This is a genomic window from Marivita sp., assembly GCF_020055675.1.
In the GTDB taxonomy this organism is placed as follows: domain Bacteria; phylum Pseudomonadota; class Alphaproteobacteria; order Rhodobacterales; family Rhodobacteraceae; genus Marivita.
On sequence record NZ_JAIPUS010000011.1, the window covers coordinates 94,278 to 108,618 of the forward strand.

Here is a 14,341-nt window from a genome sequence, read left to right on the forward strand (position 1 = left end):
GTTACCTCGCCTCCGGGCCGTTATCGACCCTGCTCGCCGGGTCGTAGTCCATCGGCTCCTCGTTCACGGTTTCACCGGCAAAGCGGGCGATTCTCGACAGGCTGTAGAGCATGAGCATCACCGCGCCCAGGACCGTCAGGAAGACGCCTAGATCAAAGAGCATGGCCGTTGCCAGTTCGAATTCCTCGATCGGCGGCAGGTGCACATAGGTAAAGGCGCTGGTCAGGAAGGGTTTGCCAAACACCCATGACCCGACGCCCGTCAACCCGGCAATCAAAACGCCAAAGCCGATCATCGTATGGTATTCGATCCGCTTGCGCGCCTGTGTCCAGGCAAAGCCGGAGGCCATGTATTGCATGAGCAGGGCAATCGCCACGACGAGCCCCGCCACGAACCCGCCACCCGGTTGGTTGTGCCCGCGCAGGAAAATGAACGTGCCCACGAGCAACGCAATCGGCATCAAAACGCGTGTTGCGACCACCATCATCAACGGGTGACGGTCTTTCGACCGGTCCTGCGAATAGTCGGTATTGCGCAACCGCTGCGCCGAAGGCCCGTCCAGCAGCGCTTGCATCAGCGCGTAGATCAACATTCCCGCGATCCCCAGAACGATAATCTCGCCAAACGTGTCATACCCCCGGAAATCCACGAGGATCACATTGACCACATTCGTCCCGCCACCGCCTTCGTAGCTATTGGCAAGGTGGTAAGACGAGATGGTCGAAATGTCCCGCTGCATGAAGGCGAAAGAAAGCGCGCCCACACCCAGACCGGCCGCAGCGGCGATAACGCCGTCCCTGAGCTTTACCCCGGTGCTGGAGACCCTTGGGGTCGTCTTTGGCAAAAAATGCAGCGCCAGAAGCAGCAACATGATTGTCACCGTCTCGACCGAGATCTGCGTCAGCGCAAGATCGGGAGCGGACAGATAGACAAAGCCGGAGGAAATGCTCAGCCCGATGATGCCGATCAGAACAAGTGCCCGGAAACGGTGATGGTGCATGACAACGACACAGCCCGTTGCAACGACAAGCATCAGCCACCCAACGGCAATCACTGGGGGAATCGGCAATAGCTCGCGGGTCGGCTCCACGAGTCCGCCGCCCATGAACGCGGCAACTCCGAGCAAGACGGACGCGGCGGTAAAGATCGCCAGATACCGGCTGATCGCGCCATTATGCGTGGCCTCTATGATCCGGCGCGTCAGCGACACGCAGCCCGCGACAAGGCTGTCGAAAATTGCTTTTGCCTCGGGCCGGGGCGCCGCGCGCCATACCCGGTCCAATGGGCGGTGCAACATGAGCAGGAGCGCACCGCCGGCGACCGCGGCGACCGACATGAACAAGGCAGGCGTGACGCCGTGCCAAATCTTGAGATGCGGGTCCAGATCGGTCCCGGTGACTGCACTTGCCGCCGCCGCGACAACCGTGTCGGCGATGAACGGCATCACCCCGATCAGGACAACCAGCACCACCAACAGCGCGGGCGCGGCCCAAAGACCGAAGGGAGGGTCATGCGGTTTTGCCGGATAATCGTCTCGGACAGGGCCGAAGAAAACGTGAAAGATAAACCGGAACGAATAGGCCACGGACAAAAGCGCGCCTATCGTGGCCAGAACCGGAACGGCATATTGGCTGCCGGCCCAGCCGGTGTGCGAGGCTTCCTCGAGCATCATTTCCTTGGACAGGAACCCGTTGAAGAGGGGTATCCCTGCCATGGACAGCGCGGCGATTGTCCCGATCAGGAACGTGATCGGCATCAGATGCCTGAGCCCGCCAAGACGCTTGATGTCCCGCGTATGGGTTTCGTGATCGATAATCCCGGCGGTCATGAAGAGCGCCGCCTTGAACGTCAGGTGATTGATGATGTGAAACACGGCCGCGACTGCTGCGGCTTGCGTACCAAAGCCCAGAAGCATCGTTAGCAGGCCAAGGTGGCTGACTGTTGAAAACGCCAGAAGCGCTTTGAGATCGTCCTTGAACAGTGCGATCAACGCGCCCATCACCATCGTGATCAGTCCGGTGGTCGCAACGATATAAAACCATGCGTCCGTTCCCGAAAGCACGGGCCACATGCGCGCCATCAGGAACACGCCTGCCTTTACCATCGTGGCAGAATGCAGATAGGCGGACACGGGTGTCGGCGCGGCCATTGCGTGCGGCAGCCAGAAGTGGAACGGGAACTGTGCCGATTTGGTGAATGCGCCCAGCAGGATCAGGATCAGCGCCGGCATGTACCACTCGGACGCGCGGATCGCATCGCCCGCTTGAAGGATATCGGTCAGGTTATAGCTTCCGGCGATATTCCCGAGGATCAGCATGCCGCCGATCATCGCGAGACCGCCAGCCCCGGTCACCGCGAGCGCCATGCGCGCGCCTTGCCGTCCTTCGGGCAGATGCTTCCAATATCCGATCAGCAGGAACGAAGACAGAGACGTCAGTTCCCAGAAAACGAGAAGCAGGAGAATGTTGTCGGAAATGACGATGCCCAGCATCGCCCCCTGAAACAGCAACAGATAGGTGTAGAATTGTCCAACCGGGTCTTCGCCCGACAGGTAGTACCGGGCATACAACGTGATCAGCAGCCCAACCCCTAGGATCATGCAGGCAAAGAGCAGGCCCAGACCGTCGAGGAAGAACGACACGGACAGGCCAAGCTGCGGCAGCCAGGCAACCTCGGCCTGGATCACCTCTCCACGCAGCACCGCCGGCGCGTAGGTCATCAGCAGAATCAGGGCAACAGCTGTGGGCATGGCAGTGAACGCGGCTGTCGCGTTGCGCCCAGCCCGGATCATTAGCCCCGGTATCAACGCACCGATGAACGGCAGCAGTGCGATGATAAAAAGAAAATTGCCAGTTGTTTCCATGTTATCCGCTAATCCAACCCGATTTGCCTTGAACTGCAATATCCATAAACAAAGCGATTGTAAAAAGCTTCCGGTCAAAAACGGCGCGACCCCGGAAGACCCTGTCATAACATCAAAAAATCGCGCGCGGGTGTCAGGTCTGCCCCTCCCGCGCGCGTGTCGATTTTATGGGATATGTTCGAAATCTGAGGCCAGGCAGGTCAGCCTGCCCGGCACAGTCAGATCAGGCGACCAGATCGAAGCGATCCGCGTTCATCACCTTGGTCCAAGCTTCAACGAAGTCACGCGCGAATTTTTCGGCGTTGTCGTCTTGAGCATAGACCTCGGAATAGGCGCGGAGGATCGAATTGGAACCAAGGACAAGGTCCATCCCGGTCGCGGTCCATTTCACCTCGCCGGTGGCGCGGTCACGTACCTCGTAGGTGCCGTCTTCCAGCGGATGCCAGCTATAATGCATGTCCGTCAGATTGACGAAGAAGTCATTGGTCAGCTGCCCTTCGCGCTCTGTGAACACACCATGCTTGGTGCCGCCGTGATTGGTGCCCAACATGCGCAGGCCACCAACAAGGACGGTCATTTCCCGTGCGGTCAGGCCCATAAGCTGGGTCCTGTCCAGGGTCAGTTCCTCCAGCGATACCGCGTATTGATCTTTCTGGAAGTTGCGGAACCCGTCGGCCAGCGGTTCGAGAACCTCGAAGCTCTCGGCATCGGTCATCTCGTCGGTGGCATCACCACGGCCCGGTGCAAACGGAACCTCAACGGAATGATCCGCAGCTTTCAGGGCCTGTTCCACGCCGACATTGCCCGCCAGGACGATGACATCCGCCACCGATGCACCTGTGTCCGCGGCGATCGGCTCCAGGATGCCAAGAACCTTGGCCAGACGCTCGGGTTCGTTCGCAACCCAGTCCTTTTGCGGGGCCAGGCGAATGCGGGCACCATTGGCGCCGCCGCGATTGTCAGAGCCGCGGAAGGTGCGGGCACTATCCCAAGCGGTTGCAATCATCTCGGAACCAGTAAGACCACTTTCGGCAATCTTGGTTTTCACCGCGTCCACATCGTAGCTGGTCGATCCGGCCGGGATCGGGTCCTGCCAGATGAGATCCTCTGCCGGAACGTCAGGACCATAGTAATTCGCCTTCGGTCCCATGTCACGGTGGGTCAGCTTGAACCACGCGCGGGCAAAGGTATCGGCGAAATACTCGGGATCCGCGCGGAACTTCTGGCAAATCTCGTTGTAGATCGGGTCAACCTTCATCGCCATGTCGGCATCGGTCATGATCGGGTTGCGGTGCACAGTGGGGTCAGACGCATCTACCGGCTTCTTGTCCTCCGGCATATCGACCGGTTCCCATTGCCAGGCGCCGGCGGGCGACTTGGCAAGCTTCCACTCATAGCCGAACAGGTAATCGAAATAGCCCATATCCCACTGTGTCGGATGTTGGGTCCAAGCACCCTCGATGCCCGAGGTGAACGCATTTGTCGCCTTGCCCTCCTGGCCGGGGTTGTCCCAGCCGAAGCCCTGGCTGTGCATCGGGGACGCTTCGGGCGCGTCACCGATGGCATCGACGGCACCACGTCCGTGCGCCTTGCCCACGGTGTGACCGCCGCAGGTCAGCGCTGCGGTTTCCTCGTCGTTCATGGCCATGCGCTTGAATGTTTCGCGCACATGCTCCGCCGTTTTCGCCGGATCAGGCTGACCGTTCACGCCTTCGGGATTTACATAGATCAGACCCATGTGCACAGCGGCCAGGGGGTTATACATGGTCGCGGGTTCGTCCAGATCGCCGTACCGCTCTTCGGACGGGGCAAGCCATTCTTCTTCGACCCCCCAGTTCACATCCTCTTCCGGCGCCCAGACGTCTTCGCGGCCGTAGCCGAAGCCAAAGGTCTCCAGACCCATATCTTCATAGGCCATGGTCCCGGCGAGAATGATCAGGTCAGCCCAGCTAAGTGCGTTGCCGTATTTTTTCTTGACTGGCCAAAGCAGACGACGCGCCTTGTCGAGGCTGGCATTGTCCGGCCAGGAATTCAGTGGCGCAAACCGAATGTTGCCGGTACCCGCGCCACCGCGACCGTCGCCCATGCGATAGGACCCGGCAGAGTGCCATGCAAGGCGGATCATCAGGCCACCATAGTGTCCCCAGTCCGCAGGCCACCAATCCTGATCTTCTTTCAACAGGGCTTTGACATCCTGCTTGACGGCGTCAAAGTCGAGTGCCTTGACGGCCTCTCGGTGGTTGTAGTCCAGATCCATTGGATTGGTCCGAGCGCCATGCTGGTGCAGTATGCCGAGGTTCAGCGCACTGGGCCACCATTTTGTAACGCTGTTGCCGGTGCCGGTGTTGCCACCGTGCATGACCGGGCAAGCGCCGGATTTATCAAGATTGTTACCGTCCATGATTGTCTCCCGTGAGTGTGAATCATCCGGGTCTCGCCCGGTTCTGGACTTGGTCTAACCGGTCACTTCAATAAAATCCAATTGGATATTTAAAAGGTTCTGATAAGCTGCGCATATGATAAGCCCGACACTCAAACAGCTCAGATACTTCGACGCCCTGGCCCGGTTTCAGCATTTTGGCCGCGCCGCCGAGGCGTCTTCGATCTCGCAACCAGCGCTCTCCCTGCAAATCAAGGAGTTGGAACAGATGGTTCAAACCCCGCTGGTCGAACGCAGCGCGCGCAAGGTGCGCCTGACCGCGATGGGGGAGGACTTTGTCCGCAAGGCGCGCGAGGTCTTGCGCGCGATGGACGAACTGGAAGATCTCATGCGGGCCTCCAAGGGTCCGCTCGCAGGACGCTTTCGGCTTGGCGTGATTCCGACCGTTGCGCCCTATCTCTTGCCCGCGACAATCAACACCCTGTCAGAAAGGTTCCCGGAAATTGATCTCGAGATCCGCGAATCCGTGACGCGGTCGCTGGTTGACGACTTGTTGGAATCGCGGCTCGATGCGGCCATCGTCGCGCTGCCGATTTCCGAGCCAAGCCTGCGCGAATTTTCCCTGTTTCAGGAAAATTTCGTTCTTGTCCGCCCCACCTCGGATGCGAACAAGCCGATCCCCGGCCCTGACACACTGCGAACGATGCGTCTCCTTCTGCTCGAAGAAGGCCATTGCTTCCGAGATCAGGCATTGTCCTTTTGCGAAATCACGAAAACGCAACCACGCCAAATGATGGAGGGCAGTTCCCTGTCCACGTTGGTCCAGATGGTCAGTGCGGGCATGGGTCTGACTCTCATCCCCGAAATCGCTGTGTTCCTCGAAACGCGCGCTGCCGACGTCTCCGTCGCCCGCTTCCCCACCCCGTCTCCGTCGCGGACAATCGGGATGATCTGGAGAAAATCCAACCCGCTGGCCGACCAACTGATGCAAGTCGGCGCGATTGTCCGAGGCGTCGGCCAAACAGCGCGTCAGCACGACCCGATGCAAGCAATATCGGTCTAGGGATTGGTGCCGGTGATAGGACTCGAACCTACGACCCCATCATTACGAATGACGTGCTCTACCAGCTGAGCTACACCGGCCAACCCTTGATCCGCGTGGTATCAGACAACGGCTGGCGCGGCTGTTAGCACCGGATTCTGGGCGAGGAAAGACCTATTTCGTCTTTTCTGGTTCCACAGTTTCATCTGTCGCATCGGACGTGTCCGAGTTTTCCGGTTCCGTCTCTGACGCCTCGATATCTGGTTGTGCCGGGTCGGGGTCGATCACCTCTGCCGCAGCTGCCGCGTCCGGTGCATCCGACTTGTCCTCGATCGCGCCCACGATCAGCGGCAGCATCTCGGCCCCGGCGGGCAGGACGGAGTCGCTTTGTGGCGGGGTGGTCCAGCTCAGGGTGTCAAAGCTGTTACAGTTGGGACATACAGCCATCCATTCGGTGTGAATCGAATTGCAGTTATCGCAAACCCATTGCGGACCACGGGGCGCTGTCAGGGCGCGGGCCAACCAGCCGCGCACGACCGCGTCCGATGCGCCTTCGCCCCGTTCGATTGCTGCAGTGATGGCAAGGACACGGGTGTCCGGCTCGGTCTCTGCAAGGGGACCAAGCGCGCGGCGTGCCTCGGGAAAATCCTCCGCCGCGAGGTTGAGTTCGGCCAGAAGAAGCCTGGTTTCACGATGGTCCGGGTTCATCGAGGTCAGCTGACGGAACCGCTTGAGCCGCGCCTGCGCGGTTTCCTCTGGTTCGATCTCGGCAAAGGCCGACGCCAAATCGGGATGCGGCTGGGCCTGCCATGCTTTTTTCAGAATACGTACCGCGTATTTCTTGCGGCCTTTCGCAACATGGCTGCGCGCGGCCATTGCGGCGGCGGGTATCAGGTCCGGCGACGCCTTGTTGGCTGAAATGGCTGCTTCCTGCGCTTCGATGGTCTTGCCCTCGTCCAGCACATCCTTGGCTTCAGACAGGGCCAGTACCGCATCACGGCGCTTGTGCACATCGCGCGGCAAGGCACCATGCTTGAGTTTTGCGTTCAGCGTCTTGCGCGCACCGGACCAGTCCGCCGTTTGCGCCTGCAACCGGAGCAACGTGTCCTGAACCTCTTCGTGCTTGGGTTTGATCGCGAAAGCGCGTTCAGCCAGCTTGAGAGCGGTCGTCGTATCACCGGCGTCCAGCTTTTGCTTCATCAAGCCCCGCACACCCACAAAACGGGTTGTCTCGTTCTTGACCATCCGTTTGTAGACCTGCTCTGCTTTTTTCCGGTCACCCGTCATTTCTGCAGCCTGCGCAGTGATCAGGTCCGTCAGCTCGGGCTTGTGCAGGTACTTTTCGGCTTTCGTCGCCTTGGCCATGGCAAGGCGCCCTTCGCCTGAGGCCAAGGCCATGAGACCTTCGCTCAGAGCCTGGAAGCCCTTGCGTTCCCGGTTGCGGTCGAAATACCGCGAAATCGCGGTTTCATCACCATTGATGAACTTGAGCGTCGCGATCAGCAGCTTGATGAGCTTGAGGAGAACCCACACAAGGACGACCGCCACCAAAGCGGCAATGACCGACTGCAACGGCCCCAGCGTGAATTCGGTACCACCGGCAGTAATCTGGATACCCCCGGTGCTTTCCATCAGGAAGCCGGCTCCAAGAGTCAGCCCGGCGACGATGGCAACAAAAAGAACGATCTTGAAAAGAGACCAAAGCATCGGACGCCCCCTTATTCCTGAAGGAGCCGCTGGACGAGATCGTCCGCAGCCGTTTTCGCCTCAAGGCGTGTTTCTGCGCGGGCTTGCCAATCGGTGAGCGCGGCTTGCGCGACATCCGGCAAGCCGGCCAATTCATCGAGCGCCTCGGCGATGTCGCCAGAGCGCACCAATGCCTCGGCACGGGACAGGATAGCATCCGGGTCATCGCCTTCCCGCGGCGCGACAGAGCGCGCACCCAACTGGTCGGCAAAGAACGATGCAACCCGTCCGACACCGTCGGTGTCATCCATGGCAGTGCTGCGCGCTGCGGACAATGCCGCGCGCGACGCTTCGGGGAAACTCTCGATGAGGCTGCCCTCGGTCGGAACGCCGTTATTGGCGTTGTCGACAAGTGCGGCTGGCACGTCGACACCGTTCGACGACAAAACGCTAACCGCGTCGGAATAACCCTCCCCCGACTGCATCGCCGATGTAATCTCTGCCATGGCAGACCGGGCGGCGGCCAGCGCGGCTTGCTCCTCGGCGTTTTCCTCCGCCGTGAAGGCCTCCTGGGCCATTTGCGCCACTTCGGCGCGCTGCGCCTCGACCTCGGCTCGAAGCTCGTCCAGGGCGCGCTCGTAGGCGGCAATCGCCTCTGGCGACACGGCCTGCTCCATCGGTTGCCTTTCCAGCGTCTCAACGCGGCCCGACAGATCGTCGATCCGGCCACCAAACTCCTCCAGACGCGTCGACACATCGGATATCGACGACTGGGCCGTCGCGATCTGGTCTTCGATCGGAGACAAATCCACAGTCGGTGGTTCTGCCTCTTCGAGCGACTGGACACGCGATCCCAGGTCGGAAAGCGTCCCGCTCAATTCCGAAAGCTGGCCGCGCACGTCCTCCTCGAATGTGGAATCGGCCGCCGTATCAAAGGGCCAAAGGTCCTGCGACAGATAAGCGGCGACACCATACCCCAGCCCGGCAGCGACAACGCCACCCAGGAACATCGGATAAAACCCGCCTTTCCGTTCGACCGTTGTCTCGCGGATCACTTGCGGTTCTATCGGTCGCGGGTCTGCTTCGAAGCCAGGCTCCGCATTGGGGACCGATCCGTCGGTGTTCTCAACATCTTCGATCAGGCGCTCGGCCTCTTCTTCGGACAAGTGGTCGTCACCGCGCGCGGCATCGACCACATCCGTTGTTTCGGTCGTGTCGATTGCGTCGGGGTTGGGCGCTTCGCGTTCACTTGCGTCATCTTGGGGACGCTCTGTGTCGTCATTGGAAACAGTGTCCAGGTCCACATCGCTCGGGGTATCAGCGGTTTCGTCCGCAGCCCTATCTGGCGATTCGGGTGCACCATCCACCGGGGCATACTCGTCGACCATATCGGTGTCGCGCGAGGCGCTGTCGGTTGTGTCCCCAGAGTCCGACGTGGACTCGGTTTCTACCTTGTCTTCGGTGTCTGCCTGGTTTGAGGTCTTGTCCGTGCTTTTGCGTTTCGCCACCGGCTGTTCCTTCGAATCCATCAAGTCTGTTCAACCAGACTTTCAATCATACCTTACGTCCGTCACATCCGCCGCTCAAGCGTCGCAGCTTCTGCAACCATCTCAACCACCAAATCCACCATACCGTCCCGGTTTGGCTTGCTTGCGATACGTGTCCGCTTTGCGGCTTCATCCGGCAGGGCATCTGCCACAGATCGGCTTATTGCTGCAAACCTGATGTGGGGCAGCCCTCGTGCTTCGCGCCCCAATTGCCCGGCGGTCCGGGCAGAAAATACCGGCGCCAGGACAGGTCTGTCTTGCGACAGGGCCTCCCGCGTGCTCGGGGCGAACGGCTCAAGTTGCTGACGATAGACAACAGCCTCGGATGCTTTCACACCTGCGTCGTTCAAGCGTTGCGCCACATCACCGATAGCGACTTCCCCCCTCAGGTGCATCAACGGACCGGCATAGCCCCGTTCCACGATATGCCGAACCAGATGTTCGGCCGTGCCGCCGGCAATGTCCACATCAAACCCGCACTTTCGGGCCGCGTCTGCGGTGGCCTCGCCAACGGTGATCGCCGGAACCTCAAGACCGGACCCATCTAACGATCTATACGCATCTAGAGCGTTCGCCGAGGTGAAAATCAACCCGCTGATCCCCGTCAATGGGGGCAACGGCCCTGTGACATGGATCGACAACAAGGGATTGATCAAAAAATCGACAGTCTTTCGCACCTCTTCCGGCAAGGCCGCCGCGAATGCCTCCGACGCGGCTCCCGGCCGGGTCAAAAGCAAGAGGGGGCGTTGGCCTGCCATGCGGTCCCGCGTTGTTGTGAGCAGCATTCAACGGTGGTAACTGCTTGACCTCATGGGTGCAACGGAAAGTCTGATGGGCCAGGACATTACGGTTTTAGGGATCGAAAGCAGCTGTGATGACACCGCAGCAGCGATCTTGCGGGGGCGCAGTATCCTGTCCTCGGTTGTCGCAGACCAAACTGCGCTGCACGCCTCCTACGGCGGAGTTGTTCCGGAAATCGCCGCCCGCGCCCATGCCGAGAAGCTGGATCTCTGTATCGAAAGCGCTCTGGACGGGGCGCAGCTGCCTCTTGGTGCGATCGATGCCATAGCCGTGACCGCGGGTCCCGGCCTGATCGGCGGGGTGTTGTCCGGCGTGATGATGGCCAAGGGTCTGAGCGTCTCCACCGGCAAGCCAATGATCGGGGTGAATCACCTTGCAGGCCATGCGCTGACACCGCGCCTGACGGATGGCATGGAGTATCCTTATCTCATTCTCCTGGTGTCCGGAGGCCATTGCCAATTCTTGCGAGTCGAGAGTCCCACTGCCTTTACGCGACTGGGAAGCACCATCGACGATGCCCCGGGCGAAGCCTTTGATAAAACCGCCCGCCTGCTGGGGCTGCTGCAACCGGGCGGTCCATCCGTTGAACGGCGCGCGGAAGACGGGGATGAGACACGCTTTGCCTTCCCGCGGCCGCTGCTGGACCGACCGGGATGTGACCTGTCTTTTTCAGGGCTGAAAACCGCGCTGCTGCGACAACGCGATCAACTGGTTTCAGATCAGGGCGGCCTGCGCGCGCAGGATGTCAACGACCTTTGCGCGGGGTTCCAAGCCGCAGTGCGCGACGTGCTGAAAGAAAAATCGCGCCGCGCCCTGGCCGCGAGCCAAGAGATCACCGGGTTTGCCGTCGCCGGCGGGGTTGCCGCAAACACCACGCTTCGGGCCGCCCTGGAGACATTGTCGCGCGAACATGGTCTGCCCTTCGTCGCCCCGCCGCTCGCGCTATGCACCGACAACGCCGCCATGATCGCTTTTGCCGGGGCAGAATCCCTGGCCCTGACGGGGGCAGACGACCTGACCCTGTCGGCGCGCCCACGCTGGCCCTTGGACACGCGGACTCCCTTCACCGTCGGCGGCGGCAAGAAAGGGGCAAAGGCATGATTGGCGTCATCGGCGCGGGCGCGTTCGGCACAGCACTGGGCATTGCCCTTGCCAAGGCGCAACAACCCGTCACGCTCTGGGCGCGGCGTCCGGACCAGGCGCAGGATATGGCCAGGTCGCGCCAGAACAGAGCCTATCTGGCTGGCACCCGCTTCCCCGATCCGCTGACCGTGACGACCGATAGTGACGCATTGTCCGGCAGCACCGCGATCCTGATTGCTGTGCCGCTGCAAAATCTGCGAAACACCCTGGACAACCGCAGCCTTCCCGATGTGCCATTGGTCGCCTGCTGCAAGGGCATAGAACTATCCACCGGGCTCGGCCCCACCGGCGTCATCCAAGAGTGCAAGCCGGCCTCCTCGGTCGCGATCCTAACGGGCCCAAGCTTTGCCGCCGACATCGCGATCGGACGACCGACCGCGCTCACCCTTGCCTGCGCGGACCCTGATACGGGACGTCACCTGCAATCGCTTCTGACGACGCCCACGCTGCGTCTTTATCGCACAACCGATACGGTCGGGGCCGAACTGGGCGGCGCGCTCAAGAACGTCATTGCCATCGCCTGTGGCGCGGTGATCGGGGCCGGTCTGGGCGATAGTGCAAGGGCCGCCACAATGACGCGGGGTTTTGCGGAAATGCAAAGGATCGGATCGGCACTTGGCGCCCACACCGATACGCTTTCAGGACTGTCAGGGCTTGGTGACCTTACCCTGACCTGCACCTCGGACCTGTCGCGCAACTACCGCCTTGGCCTGTCGCTTGGCCGTGGAGACATCTTTGACCCGTCCATCACCGTCGAAGGCGCCGCCACCGCGCATGCCATGACCGAAAGCGCCAAGGACAGGGGACTCGACCTCCCGATAACGCGAACCGTCACGCATCTTCTTGACGGGTCCCTGACGATTTCGGATGCAATAGATACACTTATGACCCGCCCATTGAAGGAAGAATGAATGCTCATAGCCCTGATGGCCCGTGACAAAACGGGCGCCCTCGAGACGCGAAAAGCCAACCGCGACGCCCACCTTGCCTACATCGACGCGACCGGTGTTGTTGAACAGGCCGGGCCACTTCTGGATGACGACGGTCAGATGATCGGATCTCTTGTCATCCTGGACGTCAAGGACATGAGCGCGGCCCGGGATTGGGCCGACAATGATCCCTACGCCAAGGCAGGGCTGTTCGAAAACGTCAATCTGGTCGCCTGGAAGCGGGTGATCGAGCCTTGAAGTACTGGTTGTTCAAATCGGAACCCTCGACATGGTCGTGGGACGATCAAGTCGCCAAGGGTTACGCCGGAGAAGAATGGGACGGCGTCCGCAATTACCAGGCCCGCAATTTCATGCGCGAGATGTCGATGGGCGATCGCGGATTCTTCTACCACTCGCAGAAAGAGAAATCCATTGTCGGTACTGTCGAGATCATTGCCGAGTCGCATCCTGACAGCACGACCGACGATGCGCGCTGGGACTGCGTGGATATCAAGGCCATTGCCCCGGCTAGGACGCCCGTAACGCTTGATGCAATCAAGCTGGAGCCGCGGTTGCAGGACATGGTGCTAGTCAAAAATTCGCGCCTGTCCGTGCAGCCGGTAACGGAAGACGAATGGCAGATCGTCTGCGAAATGGCCGGGTTGGATTCCTGATGTCGGGGCTCGGTGCAATTGTCGCCGCGGCGTTTGCTGGCTGGCTGTCTGGAGCGCTTTGGTACAGCATTTTCGCGAAAGCCTGGATTGGAGCCTCGGGCGTTAAGACCGACGCGGCGGGCAGACCCGTCACCAGGGCACGCCCGGCACCTTACCTTGTCAGCTTCCTTTCAGCGATCATCGTCGCGGCAACGATGTATTATGCCTTCGACATGCTGGGAATCGTGACCGTCGGGAAAGGCTTTACCTCGGGGCTTGGCATCGGAGTCTGTTTCGCCGCGCCCTGGATCGCCACGAGCTATGGTTTTGCCGGACAGCCTGTCGCGCTGGCGCTGCTCGACGCGGGGTATGCAGCGATCGGGTCTGCCGTGATCGGGGCGGTTGTCACGCTGTTTTGAATTTAACGGAGGGCTCCGGTCAACGCCGAAACCCTCCGTCCCCGCGCTCCCAAGTCACCACGCGCGTCAACTGAATATGGTTTCGGTCATCCTGACCGTCTCGCTCTGTCTACAGCAATCTTGCCGGTCCGCCAAATGGCAAGTCCTGCGGATTTGAAGCAACCCCGAAGAAAAGGACGCTTCCTGGCAAAGCGCCCTTGTTGGCAGGGTCCAGACCCTGCATCCGCCAACGCGTCTCAGGCGTAAACGGCGTCTTTGCCGAAATGCTTGGTCAGCATGTAATAGACCACGGCCCGGTACTTGTTGCGCTCGGACTTGCCGTAGGTTTCGATCACCGAATTGATCGCATCCATCAGTTCGGGCCCATCTTGCAGACCCAGTTTTTTTATCAGGAAGTTCTTTTTGACCGTTTCGAGCTCGGACGGCTGCGAGCCTGCCACGGTGGACGCATCCGCGTTGTAAATCGCGGGACCGCACCCGATCGTTACCTTGGTCAAAAGGTCCATGTCCGGCGTCATGCCGCATTTGTTTTTCAGGTCGTCCGCATACTGCGCGATCAATTCGTCTCTCTTACCCATCACTGTCTCCCTGTGACATTCCTGGCCCCGGATGACCGGGCCGCCAACGCGGGCAAACGTGGCAAAAACACCCGCACGGAGCAATAAAAAAGACGGTTTTGGACCCGGCCGGCGAAATTTCCCCCGGGGCGGAGGCGCGCAAGCCACGCGACACGCGGATCAGTCGGGTATGACAGGCAACATTTCGCGTCCGGCCCCAATCGGCTTGCAGTTACCCATATGTCTCCGCTGGCGGTGTTTCTGCGATGCGCGCGCCTTCGACAAGGTCGGCGAGGCGAGAGAGGCCGCGCCATATGACGG

12 protein-coding genes and 1 tRNA gene are annotated in these 14,341 nt (G+C 60.5%); 6 read left to right on the plus strand and 7 right to left on the minus strand.

Features of this window, described 5'->3' with window-relative positions; all coding sequences use genetic code 11:
- Nucleotide 1: 1 nt before the first annotated feature.
- Nucleotides 2-2,863 (minus strand): monovalent cation/H+ antiporter subunit A, encoded by a 2,862-nt coding sequence (locus LCF59_RS09625; RefSeq protein ID WP_292287253.1) that lies wholly within the window; start codon nt 2,861-2,863, stop codon nt 2-4.
- 223 nt (nt 2,864-3,086) lie between these two features.
- Nucleotides 3,087-5,264, minus strand: coding sequence for a catalase/peroxidase HPI (katG, locus tag LCF59_RS09630; RefSeq protein ID WP_292287254.1), 2,178 nt, complete (start codon nt 5,262-5,264; stop codon nt 3,087-3,089).
- A 115-nt stretch (nt 5,265-5,379) separates the two neighbouring features.
- Here katG and LCF59_RS09635 point away from each other — a divergent pair, with 115 nt between their 5' ends.
- Nucleotides 5,380-6,306 (plus strand): hydrogen peroxide-inducible genes activator, encoded by a 927-nt coding sequence (locus LCF59_RS09635; RefSeq protein WP_292287255.1) that lies wholly within the window; start codon nt 5,380-5,382, stop codon nt 6,304-6,306.
- 4 nt (nt 6,307-6,310) lie between these two features.
- Here the strand turns inward: LCF59_RS09635 and LCF59_RS09640 are convergent.
- The 4 genes from LCF59_RS09640 to LCF59_RS09655 form a co-directional block, all read right to left on the minus strand.
- Nucleotides 6,311-6,386: transfer RNA gene (locus LCF59_RS09640), tRNA-Thr, on the minus strand.
- Nucleotides 6,387-6,459: 73 nt separating this feature from the next.
- Nucleotides 6,460-7,992, minus strand: a complete 1,533-nt coding sequence (locus tag LCF59_RS09645; protein ID WP_292287256.1) for a heme biosynthesis HemY N-terminal domain-containing protein — start codon at nt 7,990-7,992, stop codon at nt 6,460-6,462.
- Nucleotides 7,993-8,003: 11 nt separating this feature from the next.
- Nucleotides 8,004-9,479 carry a hypothetical protein gene (locus LCF59_RS09650; protein WP_292287257.1) on the minus strand — a complete coding sequence of 492 codons (1,476 nt, stop codon included), beginning with the start codon at nt 9,477-9,479 and terminating at the stop codon, nt 8,004-8,006.
- Nucleotides 9,480-9,541: 62 nt separating this feature from the next.
- Nucleotides 9,542-10,303 carry a uroporphyrinogen-III synthase gene (locus LCF59_RS09655; RefSeq protein ID WP_292287258.1) on the minus strand — a complete coding sequence of 254 codons (762 nt, stop codon included), beginning with the start codon at nt 10,301-10,303 and terminating at the stop codon, nt 9,542-9,544.
- 46 nt (nt 10,304-10,349) lie between these two features.
- On the opposite strand from LCF59_RS09655, the gene tsaD reads away from it, so the two are divergent.
- From tsaD to LCF59_RS09680, 5 genes are read left to right on the plus strand one after another with little or no spacing between them, the layout of a single operon-like run.
- Entirely contained in the window at nt 10,350-11,420 is a 1,071-nt protein-coding gene (gene tsaD / locus LCF59_RS09660) for a tRNA (adenosine(37)-N6)-threonylcarbamoyltransferase complex transferase subunit TsaD (protein ID WP_292287259.1), read from the plus strand.
- A complete protein-coding gene (locus tag LCF59_RS09665; protein ID WP_292287260.1) occupies nt 11,417-12,373 on the plus strand; it encodes an NAD(P)H-dependent glycerol-3-phosphate dehydrogenase in 957 nt (318 codons plus the stop codon). The genes tsaD and LCF59_RS09665 overlap by 4 nt, the downstream gene beginning before the upstream one ends.
- Nucleotides 12,374-12,649 (plus strand): YciI family protein, encoded by a 276-nt coding sequence (locus LCF59_RS09670; RefSeq protein ID WP_292287261.1) that lies wholly within the window; start codon nt 12,374-12,376, stop codon nt 12,647-12,649.
- Nucleotides 12,646-13,065: an EVE domain-containing protein gene (locus LCF59_RS09675; RefSeq protein WP_292287262.1), complete on the plus strand. Its 420-nt coding sequence runs from the start codon at nt 12,646-12,648 to the stop codon at nt 13,063-13,065. Before LCF59_RS09670 ends, LCF59_RS09675 begins: the two co-directional genes overlap by 4 nt.
- Entirely contained in the window at nt 13,026-13,463 is a 438-nt protein-coding gene (locus LCF59_RS09680) for a DUF1761 domain-containing protein (protein WP_292287263.1), read from the plus strand. Before LCF59_RS09675 ends, LCF59_RS09680 begins: the two co-directional genes overlap by 40 nt.
- Before the next feature lie 236 nt (nt 13,464-13,699).
- On the opposite strand, the gene LCF59_RS09685 is transcribed toward LCF59_RS09680, so the two are convergent.
- Nucleotides 13,700-14,041: a DUF2853 family protein gene (locus LCF59_RS09685; protein WP_292287264.1), complete on the minus strand. Its 342-nt coding sequence runs from the start codon at nt 14,039-14,041 to the stop codon at nt 13,700-13,702.
- Nucleotides 14,042-14,341: the final 300 nt, after the last annotated feature.